This window comes from Streptomyces sp. NPDC050263 (genome assembly GCF_040655955.1).
GTDB lineage: Bacteria > Actinomycetota > Actinomycetes > Streptomycetales > Streptomycetaceae > Streptomyces.
The window spans coordinates 32,189-46,907 of the sequence record NZ_JBFAKW010000032.1 but is presented as its reverse complement, the minus strand read 5'-3'; the positions used below and the strand labels follow the sequence as shown (position 1 = coordinate 46,907).

The 14,719-nt window shown below is 72.8% G+C and carries 14 protein-coding genes; 6 read left to right on the top strand and 8 right to left on the bottom strand.

What is annotated here, in order from left to right; all coding sequences use genetic code 11:
• Nucleotides 1–44: 44 nt before the first annotated feature.
• From AB0J04_RS17240 to AB0J04_RS17220, 5 genes are all read right to left on the bottom strand, one after another.
• Nucleotides 45–962 carry an SGNH/GDSL hydrolase family protein gene (locus tag AB0J04_RS17240; protein WP_363169276.1) on the bottom strand — a complete coding sequence of 306 codons (918 nt, stop codon included), beginning with the start codon at nt 960–962 and terminating at the stop codon, nt 45–47.
• Nucleotides 959–2,233 (bottom strand): glycosyltransferase, encoded by a 1,275-nt coding sequence (locus AB0J04_RS17235; RefSeq protein WP_363169275.1) that lies wholly within the window; start codon nt 2,231–2,233, stop codon nt 959–961. Before AB0J04_RS17235 ends, AB0J04_RS17240 begins: the two co-directional genes overlap by 4 nt.
• Complete coding sequence (locus tag AB0J04_RS17230; protein ID WP_363169274.1) at nt 2,230–3,357, bottom strand: glycosyltransferase family 1 protein; 1,128 nt, start codon at nt 3,355–3,357, stop codon at nt 2,230–2,232. The genes AB0J04_RS17235 and AB0J04_RS17230 overlap by 4 nt, the downstream gene beginning before the upstream one ends.
• A gap of 217 nt (nt 3,358–3,574) precedes the next feature.
• The gene (locus AB0J04_RS17225) at nt 3,575–4,996 is read right to left on the bottom strand and encodes a HEAT repeat domain-containing protein (protein ID WP_363169273.1); all 1,422 of its coding nucleotides are present in this window, start codon (nt 4,994–4,996) and stop codon (nt 3,575–3,577) included.
• Nucleotides 4,997–5,320: 324 nt separating this feature from the next.
• Complete coding sequence (locus tag AB0J04_RS17220) at nt 5,321–5,713, bottom strand: ankyrin repeat domain-containing protein (RefSeq protein WP_363169272.1); 393 nt, start codon at nt 5,711–5,713, stop codon at nt 5,321–5,323.
• Between the two features lie 260 nt (nt 5,714–5,973).
• Between AB0J04_RS17220 and AB0J04_RS17215 the strand changes: the two genes are divergently transcribed.
• Entirely contained in the window at nt 5,974–6,168 is a 195-nt protein-coding gene (locus AB0J04_RS17215) for a hypothetical protein (protein WP_020128927.1), read from the top strand.
• Nucleotides 6,169–6,208: 40 nt separating this feature from the next.
• Nucleotides 6,209–7,813 carry a hypothetical protein gene (locus AB0J04_RS17210; protein ID WP_363169271.1) on the top strand — a complete coding sequence of 535 codons (1,605 nt, stop codon included), beginning with the start codon at nt 6,209–6,211 and terminating at the stop codon, nt 7,811–7,813.
• 41 nt (nt 7,814–7,854) lie between these two features.
• Here the strand turns inward: AB0J04_RS17210 and AB0J04_RS17205 are convergent, their stop codons facing one another.
• Nucleotides 7,855–9,354, bottom strand: a complete 1,500-nt coding sequence (locus AB0J04_RS17205; RefSeq protein WP_363169270.1) for a PLP-dependent aminotransferase family protein — start codon at nt 9,352–9,354, stop codon at nt 7,855–7,857.
• Between the two features lie 99 nt (nt 9,355–9,453).
• Between AB0J04_RS17205 and AB0J04_RS17200 the strand changes: the two genes are divergently transcribed.
• The 4 genes from AB0J04_RS17200 (at nt 9,454) to AB0J04_RS17185 (ending at nt 12,946) form a co-directional block, all read left to right on the top strand.
• Nucleotides 9,454–10,119 (top strand): hypothetical protein, encoded by a 666-nt coding sequence (locus AB0J04_RS17200; RefSeq protein WP_363169269.1) that lies wholly within the window; start codon nt 9,454–9,456, stop codon nt 10,117–10,119.
• Nucleotides 10,116–10,883 (top strand): glycerophosphodiester phosphodiesterase, encoded by a 768-nt coding sequence (locus AB0J04_RS17195; RefSeq protein WP_363169268.1) that lies wholly within the window; start codon nt 10,116–10,118, stop codon nt 10,881–10,883. The genes AB0J04_RS17200 and AB0J04_RS17195 overlap by 4 nt, the downstream gene beginning before the upstream one ends.
• 51 nt (nt 10,884–10,934) lie before the next feature.
• Entirely contained in the window at nt 10,935–12,293 is a 1,359-nt protein-coding gene (locus AB0J04_RS17190) for an MFS transporter (protein ID WP_363169266.1), read from the top strand.
• Nucleotides 12,294–12,571: 278 nt separating this feature from the next.
• Nucleotides 12,572–12,946 carry an RNA polymerase-binding protein RbpA gene (locus tag AB0J04_RS17185; protein ID WP_020128921.1) on the top strand — a complete coding sequence of 125 codons (375 nt, stop codon included), beginning with the start codon at nt 12,572–12,574 and terminating at the stop codon, nt 12,944–12,946.
• 203 nt (nt 12,947–13,149) lie between these two features.
• Here AB0J04_RS17185 and fxsA read toward each other — a convergent pair whose 3' ends face one another.
• A complete protein-coding gene (gene fxsA / locus AB0J04_RS17180; protein ID WP_363169264.1) occupies nt 13,150–13,665 on the bottom strand; it encodes an FxsA family membrane protein in 516 nt (171 codons plus the stop codon).
• A 46-nt stretch (nt 13,666–13,711) separates the two neighbouring features.
• A complete protein-coding gene (locus tag AB0J04_RS17175) occupies nt 13,712–14,557 on the bottom strand; it encodes a polyprenol monophosphomannose synthase (protein WP_363169263.1) in 846 nt (281 codons plus the stop codon).
• Nucleotides 14,558–14,719 lie beyond the last annotated feature (162 nt).

Sequence of the window (14,719 nt, the reverse complement as noted above, 5' to 3'; positions counted from 1 at the left end):
GTGAAGCCGGTGACGTCGGTGAAGCCGGTGACGTCGGTGATCGCTCACGCCGCGTCCGGCTGCCGCTCCGCCACCGAGAGTGCGGCGAGCGCGGCGGACGCGGCCGCGGACGCCCGCACGTCGAGCCGGGCGCTCGTCCCACGCGCGCGGTGACGCATCTCGTCGGCGGCCAGCGTGAGCAGTTGCGGAAGCAGGTCGGTGCACCGCCGGGCCACCCAGCCGGTGCCCGCAGTCGCCAGCCACCACAGGCTCGCCGACGCCGTGGGCGCCGGGAACTCGGGCTCGGGCGAGGGCGCGCGCCCGGTGGCGAGGCCCGCCTCCGCGAGCAGCGCGTGGAAGCGCACGGCCAGTTGCCGGTGCCCCCGTTCGCCGGGGTGGAGCCGGTCCGCGCTCCACATGGCCCGGTCCGTCAGCCAGGCGCCCTCGGAGGCGTGCAGGTGGACGGCGCCGTAACGCTCGGAGAGCGCGTGGACGACGGCGTTGACCGCGCGCTGCCGACGGGCCAGAGGGCGGGCGAGGGCCCCGGGCAGCCCCAGTGTCCCGCCCGGGTCGGGCAGGCACGCGGTGAGCAGGACGGCACCCTGCTCGGCGAAGGCGGCGTACACCGTGTCGAGCCGGGCGGCCACGGCGTGGATGTCGAAGGTGCAGCGCAGGGTGTCGTTGACGCCGACGACGACGGAGACGATGTCGGGCCGCAGCTCCAGGCCGGCCGGGAGCTGCCGTTCCAGCACGTCCCGTGTCTGCGCCCCGCTGACCGCGAGGTTGGTGAACTCCACGGGCTCCACGGGCTCCACGGGCTTCACGGCCTCCACGGCTTCCACCTCGTCCATGGGCATGGCCATGGGCTGCGCGGCGAGGCCGTCGGCGAGCAGGGCGGCCCAGCCGCGTCGGCCCTCGCCCACGGGGTCCCCCACGCCCTCGGTGAGCGAATCGCCGAGGGCGACGAAGCGGACGGGTCTCATCCGAGGCCTCCGGGCGCGAAGGGCGCCACCGGTGCCGACAGCGTCGCGTCGTGCGCCGCGAGGAACGCGTCGACCGCCGTGCCCCAGCCGAAGCACTCCGCACGCGCGCGTGCCGCCTCCCGGCGTGCGACCGGGGGACGCTCCAGGAGGTGCTCCACGGCGTCCGCGAACGCCTCGCCCCGGTCGGCCGCGGTGGCCCCCGCGGCCCCGATCACCTCGGGGAGCGCCGACGAGGAGCTGGCGACGACCGGGGTCCCGCAGGCCATCGCCTCCAGGGCGGCGAGCCCGAACGTCTCCGCGGGCCCCGGCGCCAGGCACACGTCGGCGGAGGCCTGAAGGGCGCCCAGCGCACCTCGATCGGCCACGTGCCCCAGGAACGTCACGGGCAGCCCGCGCTCCCGTGCCCGCTGCTCCAGCCGCGGCCGCAGCGGCCCGTCCCCGGCGACGACCAGCACCGCCCGCGCACCGCGCCGCAGCAACGCCTCCAAGGCGTCCAGCGCCGTGCCGGGCCGCTTCTCCACGGAGAGGCGGGTGCACATCACCAGCAAGGTCTCGTCCACGCGCGCGTGGCGGGCCCGCAGCCCTTCGTCGCGCAGGGCGGGGTGCCGTTCGACGAGGTCGACGCCGAGCGGCGCCCGCACCAGGTTGCGCGCCCCGATCCGCACGAACTCCCGCTCGGCGAACTCCGTGGTGCACACCACGCGCGCGTAGGTGTGAGCGGTACGGAGGTTGAGCGAGTCGGCGGCGCGCCGGGCCGCTTGCTCGGGCACGCCCCAGGTGCGCAGAACGCCGTCGGCGGTCTCGTGGGAGACCATGACGGCGGGCACCCGGGCCCGTCGCGCCCACTTGCCGGTCCAGCGCAGCGTCGTCCGGTCGGAGACCTCCAGCCGGTCGGGGGCGAGCTCCTCCAGCAGGCGGGCGACCCGCCGTTTGTCGGCGAGCACGCGGTAGCCGCCGGTGCCGGGCAGCAGCGGTCCCGGCAGGGTGATGACGCGGCCCTGCTCGGTCTCCCGGTCGCTCGTCCGCTCGCCGGGCACGATCAGGACCGGGTCGTGGCCGGCCGCGTGGTAGCCCTTGCCGAGTTCGCGCAGGGCGGTGCGCAGGCCGCCCGAGGCGGGGGCGACGAAGTTGGCGAGGCGCACGATCCGCAGCGGCCCGGAGCACGTGCCCGAAACGCTCCTGACGGTCACCTCGCTCCTGCCGTTCGCCTCGCGCACGTCGCCCGCGTCGGTCACGTCGCTCGCCTTGCTCACGCCGTTCGTGACGCTCATGCCGCCACCACCAGCCGGCGTGCGGCGAGCACGTCCTCGTAGTGGCCGATGAGCCGGTCGCCGACGGCGGCCCAGGTGCGTCCCTGGACAGTGGCCCGCCCGGCGGCGGCGTAGGCGGCCCGCCGCGCGGGGTCGGCGGCCAGGGACGCCACCGCGTCGCGCACGGCGGCGGCGTCGCGCGGCGGGAAGAGCAGCCCCGTGCGCCCGTGGTCGACCAGGTCCAGGGGGCCGCCCGCGGCGGGCGCGATGACCGCCACGCCGCTGGCCATGGCCTCCTGCACGGTCTGGCAGAACGTCTCGAAGGGGCCCGTGTGCACGAACACGTCGAGCGAGGCGAAGATCCGGGCGAGTTCGTGGCCGGTCCGCTTGCCCAGGAAGACCGCGCCCGGCAGGGCGTCCTGAAGGCCGGGCCGGCTCGGCCCGTCGCCCACGACCACGACCCGGACGCCGTCCAGCCCGCAGGCTCCGGCGAGGAGCTCGACCTGCTTCTCGGGGGCGAGCCGGCCGACGTAGCCGACGATCAGCTCGCCGTTCGGTGCGAGTGTGCGGCGCAGTGCGTCGTCACGGTGTTCGGGGCAAAAACGCGCGGTGTCCACGCCTCGCGGCCACAGCTTCACCCGGGGCACGCCGTGCGTGTCCAGGTCGTGCAGGGCCGCGCCGGAGGGGGCGAGGGTGAGGTCGGCGGCGGCGTGGACGGACCGTATCCGACGCCAGGCCGCGGCCTCTCCGGCGCCCATGTAGGTGCGGGCGTAGCCGCCCAGGTCGGTCTGGTAGACGGCGACGGCGGGGATGCCGAGCCGGGCGGCTGCCGCCATGCCTCGGACGCCGAGGATGAAGGGGCTGGCCAGATGGACCACCTCGGCACGGTGCTCGGCGATGGCGGCGGCGACGCGTCGGCTGGGGAGGGCGACGCGGACCTGAGGGTAGCCGGGGAGCGGGAGGGAGGGGATTCGGACGACGGGGCAGGGCGCTTCGGCGTCCGGCCCGGTCCCGGCGGCGGTGGCCGGGGCGACGACGACGGGGGCGTGACCGCGATCGACGAGGTGTCGGGCGGTCTGGAAGGCGCAATGGGCCACGCCGTTCACGTCGGGGGGAAAGGATTCGGTCACGATGACGACACGCATACCCGTGTTGTCGCCGCCCTGGACGTGGCCGCGTCAAAGTGGATCTTTCCGAATGACAAACGTCCCATGAGCGTTGCGCTGCGCAAGCGGTGCGGTGCCGATCCGCACCGCGCAGGTCAGCCGCCGTCCATGCCGGTCCGCCCCAGCGGCCATTCCGTGTTCATGAACAGGCGCAGGCCCCCGCCAGGCTCCCCTCCGGCGGCGGCCTGCCCCGTGTTCACATGGCGGATGCCGCGTCCGGTCCGATCCGGCTCCGTACTGCCGTCTGGACCTCGGCCTCCTCGGCCGGGTCGGCGGCGAGCCGGCGCAGCCGCTCCACGACCCGGGCGTCACCTGTCTCGGCGTGCCGGGCGGCGATCTCGCGGGTGCCCTCCTCGCAGTCCCACAGGCATTCGACGGCGAAGCCCGCGGCGTAGGAGGGGTCGGTGGCGGCGAGTGCGCGGGCGCAGCGCCCGCGCAGATGGGACGAGGCCGTCTCGCGGTAGATATGGCGCAGCACGGGTGCCGCGCAGACGATGCCGAGCCGGCCGGCGCCGTCGACGAGGGTCCACAGGGTCGGCGCGTCGCAGCCCTCGCCGCGTACGGCCTCGCGCAGGGCGCCGAGGACCAGGTCGCTGTCGCGGGTGCCGCCCCGGCAGGCGAGCATGCGGCCGGCGGCGGCGCCCAGGGCGTCGGGCCGGTGGGCCCAGCCGCGGGCCCGGTCGACGGCGGCGACGCTGCGCATGCGTTCGAAGGCGTCGACGGCGGCCTCCACGACCGGCGTCGAGCCTGTCGCGGCGGCCTGTTCGATCAGGACCAGGGCGTCGGGATCATTGCAGTCGGCGAGATAGCGCAGGGCGGTACAACGGGCTCCCTCGGAGCCGTCCTTGGCCGCCTGCACGATCTCGGGTCGGTCCTCCGGTCCGGCCACGGCGGAGAGGCAACGGGCGGCGGGGACGTGGAGCGCGGCTCCGCGTTCGATGCCCTGTTGGGCCCACTCGAACACGGCCTGCACGCTCCAGCCCGGACGGGGTCCGCCGGGACTCATCTGCCGTTGCCAGCGGTCGAAACAGCCGGCCTCCTGAGCGGCACGCACGCGCGTGGAGACGTGTTCGCGTGGATCGTCGGCCCACAGTCGCCAGGGCCGTGGCTCGAAGGCGTCCCGGACGACGGCTGCCAGTTCGGCCTCGCCCTCGGGGTCGGTGGCGAACCGGGCGAGCACCGGCGCGGCCAGGGCGCGCAGGCCGGCGTCGTCGTCCCGCAGGGCGAGCTCGTCCAGTGCCCAGGCCCAGTTGGAGCCCGAGGCGGCGTATCTGCGCAGCAGGTCGAGGGCGTCCCGCCGGCCGTAGGAGGCGAGGTGGCCGAGGACGGCCAGGGCGAGGCCCGTGCGTGACTCCTCGGTGTCGAAGACGTCCTCGACGTCGAAGAGGTGGGCCTCGATCTCGTCCAGCTCGCCGCTGAGGTCGAGGTAGAGGCGGGCGTAGTAGAGGGAGCGGTTCTCCACCTGCCAGTCGTGGCGGGGGTCCCGCAGCACACAGTGGTTCAGCGCCGCGAGCGCCTCGGCGCGCGGGGCGGTGAGCGCGTGCAGCGTGCCGTCGCCGCGGCCCCTCTGGAGCAGGCCGAGCAGCGTACCGCTGGGCGCTATGACCGGATCGAACATGGGAAACAGCCTCACATCAAGCGTCGACGCAACCGGGGACGTGCATTACCTGGCCGCGTGACAACACGTCGGGGCGCCCGCCGTTTCCTGCTTGCTGTAGACCATTTTCCTCTGCCTCTCGTAGGTGGCCCATGCGGACCGCGTCACGGCCCGCGCGGTGCGGCAACACCTGCCCAGCCATCGCGTCCGTGAATCACGACGTCATGATGACCCGGCTGTTCTACCTGCCGCGACCGAAATTTCCGGCGGCCTTGTACCGCCTCCCCCGTGGTCGTTGTTTTACCTGGTCAGGAATCTCTCTTGACCTGCTCAGGACATGTCGGCTCAGCGTGCGCCGAACAGCTCCAGCAGCTCTGCCCTGCCGAACATCCGGGCCGTGTCGACGGCCGACGGCGTGCCCTGGGAAGGGTCGACGCCGGCCTCGAGCAGGACCTTGACGACATCCGTCTCACCCTTGAAGACGGCCCCGGCGAGCGGGGTCTGGCCTCGGTCGTTGATCCGGTCGGCCTCGGCGCCGCGGGCCAGCAGGGCCCGGACCGCGTCGGCGTGGCCGTGGTACGCGGCGAGCATCACGAGCGAGTCGCCACGGTCGTTGGTGAGGTTGGCCGGAACGCCCGCGTCGACGTACGCCACGAGCTCCTCGGTCTGCCCCTGCCGGGCCAGATCGAAGATCTTGGTCGCCAGCTCCACGACCTCGGGGTCGGGGGCTTCAGTCATCGGCCGGACCGCCTCTCGCTACAACCGTTCAGGTGAATCGCCAGCGTACTGGCTCGTCGGACACATGGCCGGTGCGGTCGACGGCAAAGATCACGGGCAGCCCCGTTCGACGCAGTTCTCCTGCTCAGGCACCCTTCAGACCCTCCGCCACTCGGGGGAAATCGGCCGTATTTCACCCAGTTGCACCTTTTATCGTATGGATACATCCTGTGAGCCTGGAAGTACTCATGGTGACTGTCCCCGCGAACCAGGAGAACCCAATGATCCTGTCCATGTCAGGCGTAGTCCTGCTCGGCATCATCGTCTTCCTCTTCTTCCGCAAGGACGGGCTCAAGGCGTCCCACGCCGTGGTCTCGGCCCTGTTCGGGTTCTACATGGCCAGTACGGCCATCGCCCCGAGCATCAAGGCCGGCGGCGAGAGCCTGGCCAGCCTTCTCGGCGGCATCAAGTTCTGACGCCGCACGTCCCGCCCGTACGCACCTCCAGGAGACAGCAGTGGCTCGGCGCCCCCTCCCCAGCATCCTGAGCACAGGCAGCGCACAGATCGCCCGGAGCCGGGAGCTGGCCCGGACGGCGGCCGACAGCGCCACCGATGTCCTCCATCCGCTGATCACGATCACCCGCGGACTGCGCCGGCTGGCCTCGGCCGGGCGGCGCAGATGGGCCGAGACGCCCAAGGACAAACGCGGGCCGCTGCTGTTCCTGGCGGCCTCGGTGATCCTGGTCGTGGTACTGGTGCCGTACGGTCCGCTGCTCGCCGTCATCACCCTGATGGCGGCGGCGGCCTGGCAGGGCAGGGACCGCACCCCACCGGTTCCCGAAGGCCCTGACGAATCGCAGATCCAGCGACTCCAGGTGCTGTACGAGGCCCTGGTCCCGTACTTCTCCACGGCGGACGACCCCGCTCCCCTGTACGCCCACGGCGGCGACTGGGAGAATGCCTTCCCCGCGCAGGAGTTCGACGACTCGGGCCGAGTCGCCCACCTCGTGATCCGCTACCCGGCCTACTTCCCGGACGGCGAGGCCGGCCCCCGCGCGCGGATCGAGCAGTTGCTCGCCGCCAAGTCCGGCCGCGGCCGCGAGTACCACTTCGCCTGGGACGAGGAGGGCAACGAACTCACGGTCAGCGTCCTCTCCGCCCTCCCCACCGACATCTGCGCCCAGCCCTTCGTCACCGCCCCCGGTGAGACGGTCCTGGGCTTCACCGACCCGTCGCAGGTCCAGCGGACGCTCCCGCTGGCCTACGGCGAGGACCGACGCGACGTCCCGCCGGTCGTCTGGCGCACCGGCATCCGCTCCACCGAGCCGCACCTGCTGGCGGTCGGCCGGCCCGGCAGCGGCACGTCGACCCTGCTGCGCTCCATCGCCCTCCAGGCGCTGCACCAGGGCGACGTCCTCATCATCGAGGGCGGCGGCACCGGCGAGTACGCCTGTCTGACCGGCCGGGACGGCGTCCTGGGCGTCGAGGTCGCACTGGCCGGGGCACTGACCGCCCTGGAGTGGGCGGCCGGCGAGACGGAGCGCCGGCTCATCGCCGCCAACCACGCCCGCCAGGCGGGCGACCCGCCGCCGGAGGACACCAAGCGACCGCTGTGGATCGTCCTGGACCGCCCCACCACGTTCACCCATCTGGCCGAGGCGGACGGCAACAAGGACCCGCAGTCCCTCCTCCAGGTCCCGCTCCGGCACGGCCGCGCCGCCGCGGTCACGGTGGTCGTGGCCGAGCAGTTCGACACCCTGGACTCCCTGAGCGAGGCGGTACGGCAGCACACACGCGCGCGTGTGGTGCTGGGCCCGGCGACGACCGACCAGGTGGAGACGGTCCTCGGCGCACCCCCGCACACCACTCCCGTCGACCAGGTCCCGCCGGGACGCGGGTACGCCCGGCTGGGATCGGGCCCGGTGCACCGGCTCCAGGTACCGGCGACCCCGGACCCCTACGACGACGCGACGAGCGCCGTCCACCGCCAGGCGGTGCTGGACCTCCTGCCCCCACGCTCCGCCCCGGCCGACGCAGCGGCGCTGCCGACCCCGGCGCAGAGCACGCTCACCAAGGCCACGGCCACAGCCACGGAACCGCTGTCGAACGCGAGCGGCTGACCGAACCCGTCGGCACAGGCACGCGCACCCTCCTCCACCTTCTACGCGACGAACGTGCGTGGGCCCTCGCCGCCCGCCGTGCCGCCGCTCTCGACGATCCGGGCGGCGGCGGCCAGCCGTGCGGCCGCCTCCTCCGCGACCGCGCCTCCCACGGTGAACGGCAGCCGCACATACCCCTCGAAGGCGCCGTCGACCCCGAACCGGGGTCCGGACGGCACGCGCAGGCCCACCCGCTCCCCCGCCTCGGCGAGCCGCGACCCGGAGAGGCCGCCGGCCCGGACCCACAGGGTCAGCCCCCCCTTGGGCACCGCGTACTCCCACTCCGGCAGCTCCCGGCGCACCGCCGCGACGAGGTCGTCCCGGTTCCCGCGGGCCTGGCTGCGCCGCAGTTCGACGGCCTGTTCCCAGCCCCGGGTGCTGAACAACCAGTTCACCGCCAGCTGCTCCAGCACGGGCGTGCCCATGTCGGCGTAGGCCCGCGCCGCGACCAGGCTGCGGATAACGTCCGGGGCCGCCCGCACCCAGCCGATGCGCATCCCGGCCCAGAAGGCCTTGCTCGCCGACCCGACCGTGATCACCGTCGACCCCGCGGGATCGAAGCCGCACACGGGCCGCGGCATCTCGACGTCGTCGTCGAGCCACAGTTCGCTCATGGTCTCGTCGGCGACCAGTACGGTCCCCGCGGAGCGGGCCGCCTCCACGAGTCGGCGCCGCTGGTCCTCGTCGGCGAGCGCGCCGGTCGGGTTGTGGAAGTCGGCGACGACGTAGGCGATGCGCGGAGCGGCGTCGCGCAGGACCTGGCGCCAGCGGTCCATGTCCCAGCCGGCGAGCCCGTCGGCCATCGCGACGGGCACCAGGCGGGCGCCCGCCTCACGCATCAGCTGAAGGATGTTGGCGTAGGAGGGCGACTCGACGGCGATGCGCTCGCCGCGCCCGCCGAACAGGTGGCAGATGGCGTCGATGGCCCCCATCGCCCCGGTCGTGACCATGATCTGCTCGGGCATCGTCGCGATCCCGCGCGCGGTGTACCGCTCAGCGATCATCGACCGCAGCGCGGGCAGCCCGGCCGGATAGTCGCCGTGCGTGTGGGCGTACGGCGGGAGCTCCTCCAGCGCGCCCTGCACGGCACGGGTGAGCCAGGGCTCGGGCGCGGGCAGGGCCGCGCAGCCCAGGTCGATCATCGAGCCGAGGGCCTCGGGCGGCAGCGGCTCCAGGCCGCGCGCCGGAACCGGGTTGCCCGCCGGAACGGCCGTCCAGCTGCCCGCGCCGCGCCGGGACTCCAGGAAGCCCTCCGCGCGCAGCGCCTCGTAGGCGGCGGCGACGGTCGTACGGCTCACGGACAGGGCGAGGGCCAGTTCGCGTTCGGCGGGCAGCCGGGCGGCGACCGGAACGCGGCCTTCCAGCACCAGCAGCCGGACGCCGTCGGAGAGCGCGCGGTAGGCGGGCGGACGGCGCGCTCCCGGGACCGCCGGGCGGTCCTGCTGGGACTTGAGCAGTCGCGCGAGCTGTGCGGCCCCCACCGCTGAGGTCCACTGCGCCATGCTGATCAGTCCACCTTCCCCTAATTGGCCATGGATGACGTTCGCTTGCAAGCCACAGAGTGTCACGAGTCAGGCCACTACCACCACCAGGGGAACCCGTTGTCCGATTCGCCAACCCAAGACGGCCGCCTCACCCGCCGGCTGATCCAGCTCTACGTCGGCCTCGTGCTGTACGGCGCCAGCTCCGCCCTCCTCGTACAGGCGGGCCTGGGCCTGGAGCCGTGGGGCGTGCTGCACCAGGGGCTCGCCGAGCTGACCGGACTGACCATCGGCGTGGTGTCGATCGTCGTCGGCGCGGCGGTCCTGCTCCTGTGGATCCCGTTGCGCCAGCGCCCCGGACTCGGCACGGTCTCCAACGTCTTCGTCGTCGGCCTCGCGATGGACGGCACGCTCGCGTTCGTCCCGGAGGCCCACGCCCTGGCCGTTCAGGTGCCTGTGCTGCTGGCCGGGATCGTCCTCAACGGGGTGGCCACCGGCCTCTACATCGCGGCCCGGTTCGGCCCGGGCCCGCGCGACGGGCTGATGACGGGGCTGCACCGGCGCACCGGACGTTCGATCCGGCTGATGCGGACGGCGGTGGAGGTGGCGGTCGTGGTGACCGGGTTCGCCCTCGGCGGCACCATCGGAGCCGGCACGCTGCTCTACGCGGTGGGGATCGGTCCGCTCGCCCAGCTCTTCCTTCGGGTGTTCGCCGTTCCCGCGGCACCCGCCCGCAGCACGGTCGTTGCCACCGGGACACCCCAGGGAGCAATACTTCGTCCGTGACCACCGTGATACGCCACCCGTACCTCGACCATCCCGGACCCATTCCGTTCGCGCATCGCGGCGGGGCCGCGGACGGTCTGGAGAACACCGTGGCGCAGTTCCGGCGCGCGGTCGAGGCGGGCTACCGCTACCTGGAGACCGATGTGCACGCCACGCTGGACGGCAGGCTCGTCGCCTTCCACGACGCGACGCTGGACCGGCTGACCGACGGCGCCGGCCGCATCGCCGACCTCCCGTGGTCGGACGTGCGCCACGCGCGCGTGGCGGGGAACGAGCCGGTGCCGCTCTTCGAGGAGCTGCTGGAGACGTTCCCCGAGGCGCGGTGGAACGTCGACCTCAAGGCGGAGCCCGCCCTGCACCCTCTGCTCAAGCTGATCGCGGCCAAGGACGCGTGGGACCGCGTCTGCGTCGGCTCGTTCTCGGAGGCCCGGGTGGTGCGTGCCCAGCGGCTGGCCGGGCCACGCCTGGCGACGTCGTACGGCACCCGGGGCGTGCTCAACCTGCGGCTGCGGTCCTGGGGCGTGCCCGCGGCGCTGCGCGGCTCGGCGGTCGCCGCGCAGGTGCCCGAGGCCCAGTCGGGCATCCAGGTCGTGGACCGGCGCTTCGTCCGCGCCGCCCACGCGCGCGGGCTGCAGGTGCACGTGTGGACGATCAACGACGCGGATCGGATGCACCGGCTCCTGGACCTGGGAGTCGATGGCATCATGACCGATCACATCGACACGTTGCGCAAGGTCATGGAGGACCGGGGCGTCTGGGTCTGACCTCGGGCCCGCCCCCGCGCGCGGTTGCGGGAGCGGGAAGCGAGGGCGCGGGTGGGCATCGACACCGTGCGGACGACGGCGTCCGACGAGGCCGCCGGGCGGCGGCGCGAGCAGCGCGGCTGGTACTTCTACGACTGGGCGTGCTCCGTCTACTCGACGAGCGTGCTGACCGTGTTCCTCGGCCCGTACCTGACGTCGGTCGCCAAGCACGCGGCGGACGCCGACGGATATGTGCACCCCTTGGGCATCCCGGTCCGCGCGGGCTCGTTCTTCGCGTACTCGGTGTCCCTGTCGGTGATCGTGGCCGTCCTGGTCATGCCCCTGGTGGGCGCGGCCGCCGACCGGACCGGCCGCAAGAAGCCTCTGCTGGGCGCCGCCGCCTATGTGGGCGCCACGGCCACCGCCTGCATGTTCTTCCTGGGCGGCGACCGCTATCTGCTCGGCGGCGTGCTGCTGATCGTGGCGAACGCGGCCCAGTCCGTGTCGATGATGCTCTACAACTCCTATCTGCCGCAGATCGCCCCGCCCGAGGAACGCGACGCGGTCTCCTCCCGCGGCTGGGCCTTCGGCTATGCGGCGGGCTCGCTCGTCCTGGTCGTCAATCTGGTGCTGTACCTCGCCCACGACTCCTTCGGCGTCTCCGAGTCGACGGCCGTCCGCATCTGTCTGGCCTCCGCCGGGCTGTGGTGGGGCGGCTTCACGCTCGTCCCGCTGCTGCGGCTGCGCGACCGGCCGACCGCCGCCCGGGCGGACCGCAAGGAGGCGACGGCTCCGGGGCTGCGCCAGCTCGCGGCGACGGTCCGCGACATGCGCCGCCACCCGCTGACCCTCGCCTTCCTCCTCGCGTACCTCGTCTACAACGACGGCATCCAGACCGTGATCTCCCAGGCCTCGGTCTACGGCTCCGAGGAGCTCGGCCTCAGCCAGTCCACGCTGATCGGCGCCGTCCTGCTGGTCCAGATACTCGCCGTCGCGGGCGCGCTGGGCATGGGACGCCTGGCCAGGACGTACGGCGCGAAGCGGACGATCCTCGGCTCCCTGGTGGCCTGGACGCTGACGCTGGGCGCCGGGTACTTCCTGCCGGCCGGGGCGCCGGTCGGCTTCTTCCTGCTGGCGGCCGCGATCGGGCTGGTCCTCGGCGGCAGCCAGGCCCTCTCGCGCTCCCTCTTCTCCCATCTCGTCCCGCCCGGCAAGGAGGCCGAGTACTTCTCCGCGTACGAGATGAGCGACCGGGGCATGAGCTGGCTCGGCCCGCTTCTGTTCGGGATCACCTACCAGCTCACCGGAAGCTACCGGGACGCGATCATCTCGCTGGTGGTCTTCTTCGTCATCGGGTTCCTGCTGCTCGCGCGGGTACCCGTGCGGCGGGCGATCGAGGACGTGGGGAATCCGGTACCCGAGAGGATTTAGCACTCAAGGCGAAAGGGCGGTAGTGTACGCGTTTGGCCTGCCAGGCGTACCGTTACTGCGCGTCAAAGATGCCGAAACGCTGGGTGACATCTCCTTTCAGATGTGACAAACCGGGCGCCGGTGGGTACTGCACTGGTTGACAAGGCTGCGGCTACGACGGCGACGCACGACCCGGAACGGGACTCGGAACGGGAATCTTTACCGCCGACCGGACGTTGACCGGATGACGACGACAGCGACACCTGTCCTGTGGGCGACAAGCCCGGGAGGCACGATTCATGAGTGAGCGAGCTCTTCGCGGCACGCGCCTCGTGGTGACCAGCTACGAGACGGACCGCGGTATCGACCTGGCCCCGCGCCAGGCCGTGGAGTACGCATGCGAGAAGGGACATCGCTTTGAGATGCCCTTCTCGGTCGAGGCGGAGATTCCGCCGGAGTGGGAGTGCAAGGTCTGCGGAGCCCCTGCACTCCTCGTCGACGGCGACGGCCCTGAGGAAAAGAAGGCCAAGCCCGCGCGTACGCATTGGGACATGCTGATGGAGCGGCGGACCCGCGAGGAACTCGAAGAGGTCCTCGAGGAGCGGCTGGCCGTTCTGCGGTCCGGGGCGATGAACCTTGCGGTACATCCCCGGGACAGCCGCAAGTCCGCGTAGCCCTGCGGGGCTGGGGCGGCGATACAGCGCACGACCGATGACCGCGGGCGCCGTACGTGAGGTTACGTACGGCGCCCGCGGTCATCGGCGTGCGGCGAGTCGGGCGACCGACCCTGGGGGCTGTGCCCCCAGACCCCCTTCGGCCCTGAACGGGCCTCGTCCTCAAACTCCCCCAGAGGGGGCACGCCCGGACGGGCTGACTTTCACTGCTCGTCCCTGATGACCTCGCCCGGGACGACCTTGCCGTCCGGGCGGTGGATGCGGGCCTGCTGGAAGGCGTCGCCCAGGGTGCCGGGGGTGGCCTGGCGGAGTCTGCGTTCGGCGTAGGCGCCGACGGCCTTCTGGACCGGCGGGAGCAGCAGGAGCAGGCCCAGGGCGTCGGAGGCCAGGCCCGGGATCATCAGCAGGAGGCCGCCGAGCATCATGAGGCCGTTGCCGCCGCCCTGACCGGGGGCCGTGCCGCGCTGAAGCGCCTCGTTCAGGTTCTTGAAGGCCCGGCGGCCCGCCCGCTTGATGACCATCGCGCCGAGCAGGAACCCGGCGAGCAGCAGCAGGAAGACCGTGAAGCCGCCGGCCGCGCCCGCGACCACGGTCAGCAGCCAGATCTCCAGCACCAGCCACGCGGCGAGGCCCAGCGGCAGGAGCGTCCGCAGACGGGAGCGGCGGGGCTGCTGGGACGTCGAAGTCCGGTATGCGGGGGTCGGGGCGCCTGTCGTCATGCTTCCAGTGTGCCCGGACCCGGCTCAGAGCGGGATAAGGGGACCGTCAGCCGTCGCTGTGAGACTTTGCGGAGGGCTTCGAGGGCTCCGAGCGCTCCGGCTGGTCGGCGGCGCGGCCGGTGATCTTGCCGACCCGCTCCCCCACGCCCCAGGCCGTGACCCGCCACAGCGCCTCGACGAGGATGTCGCGGCTCATCTTGGAGTCGCCGTGCTCGCGCTCGACGAAGGTGATGGGCACCTCGACGACGTGGAACCCGGCTCTGACCGCGCGGCGGGCGAGGTCGACCTGGAAGCAGTAGCCCTGGGAGGCGACCTCGTCGAGGCCGAGGCCCTCCAGCGTCTCGCGGCGGAAGGCGCGGTAGCCGCCGGTGATGTCGCGCAGCGGGAGGTCGAGGGCGAGGCGGGAGTAGAGGCTGCCGCCGCGGGAGATGACCTCGCGGGACTTGGGCCAGTTCACCACGCGGCCGCCCGGCACCCAGCGCGACCCCAGGACCAGGTCGGCGCCCTTGAGCGCGGTGAGCAGGCGCGGGAGTTCCTCGGGCTGGTGGGAGCCGTCGGCGTCCATCTCGATCAGTACGCCGTAGCCGTTCTCCAGGCCCCAGCGGAAGCCCGCGAGATAGGCGGCGCCGAGGCCTTCCTTGCCCTTGCGGTGCAGGACCTGGACCTGGTCGTCCCCGACGGCCAGTTCGTCGGCGAGCTTGCCGGTGCCGTCGGGGCTGTTGTCGTCGGCCACCAGGACGTGGGCCTCGGGGACGGCCTCGCGCACCCGGCCGACGATGCTCTTGATGTTCTCCGCCTCGTTGTAGGTCGGGATGATCACCAAAGCCGTGCCGAGCGGGCCGAACTGCCTCACTCGGTCCTGTGCCGCGAGGGTCCCGTCGCCGTCGTTCACTACTGCCCCTTCATGTCCGTACGCAGGGGACCACCATAGTGGCCGCCGCTGACGCGGACGTGACTGGACGTTCGAATGGTGGTGTCGCATCCCCAAGAGCGGGGTAAGAATCTGCTTTTGCGCTCGTATGTACACACCTACCCCGCACGGGTGCGGGATAGC

Excerpts from the sequence above, each read along its gene's own strand:
- AB0J04_RS17220 (WP_363169272.1), bottom strand. The coding sequence starts at position 5,713 with ATGACTGAAGCCCCCGACCCCGAGGTCGTGGAGCTGGCGACCAAGATC.
- fxsA (WP_363169264.1), bottom strand. The coding sequence starts at position 13,665 with ATGACGACAGGCGCCCCGACCCCCGCATACCGGACTTCGACGTCCCAG.
- AB0J04_RS17240 (WP_363169276.1), bottom strand. The coding sequence starts at position 962 with ATGAGACCCGTCCGCTTCGTCGCCCTCGGCGATTCGCTCACCGAGGGC.
- AB0J04_RS17230 (WP_363169274.1), bottom strand. The coding sequence starts at position 3,357 with ATGCGTGTCGTCATCGTGACCGAATCCTTTCCCCCCGACGTGAACGGC.
- AB0J04_RS17215 (WP_020128927.1), top strand. The coding sequence starts at position 5,974 with ATGATCCTGTCCATGTCAGGCGTAGTCCTGCTCGGCATCATCGTCTTC.
- AB0J04_RS17185 (WP_020128921.1), top strand. The coding sequence starts at position 12,572 with ATGAGTGAGCGAGCTCTTCGCGGCACGCGCCTCGTGGTGACCAGCTAC.
- AB0J04_RS17225 (WP_363169273.1), bottom strand. The coding sequence starts at position 4,996 with ATGTTCGATCCGGTCATAGCGCCCAGCGGTACGCTGCTCGGCCTGCTC.
- AB0J04_RS17235 (WP_363169275.1), bottom strand. The coding sequence starts at position 2,233 with ATGAGCGTCACGAACGGCGTGAGCAAGGCGAGCGACGTGACCGACGCG.
- AB0J04_RS17205 (WP_363169270.1), bottom strand. The coding sequence starts at position 9,354 with ATGGCGCAGTGGACCTCAGCGGTGGGGGCCGCACAGCTCGCGCGACTG.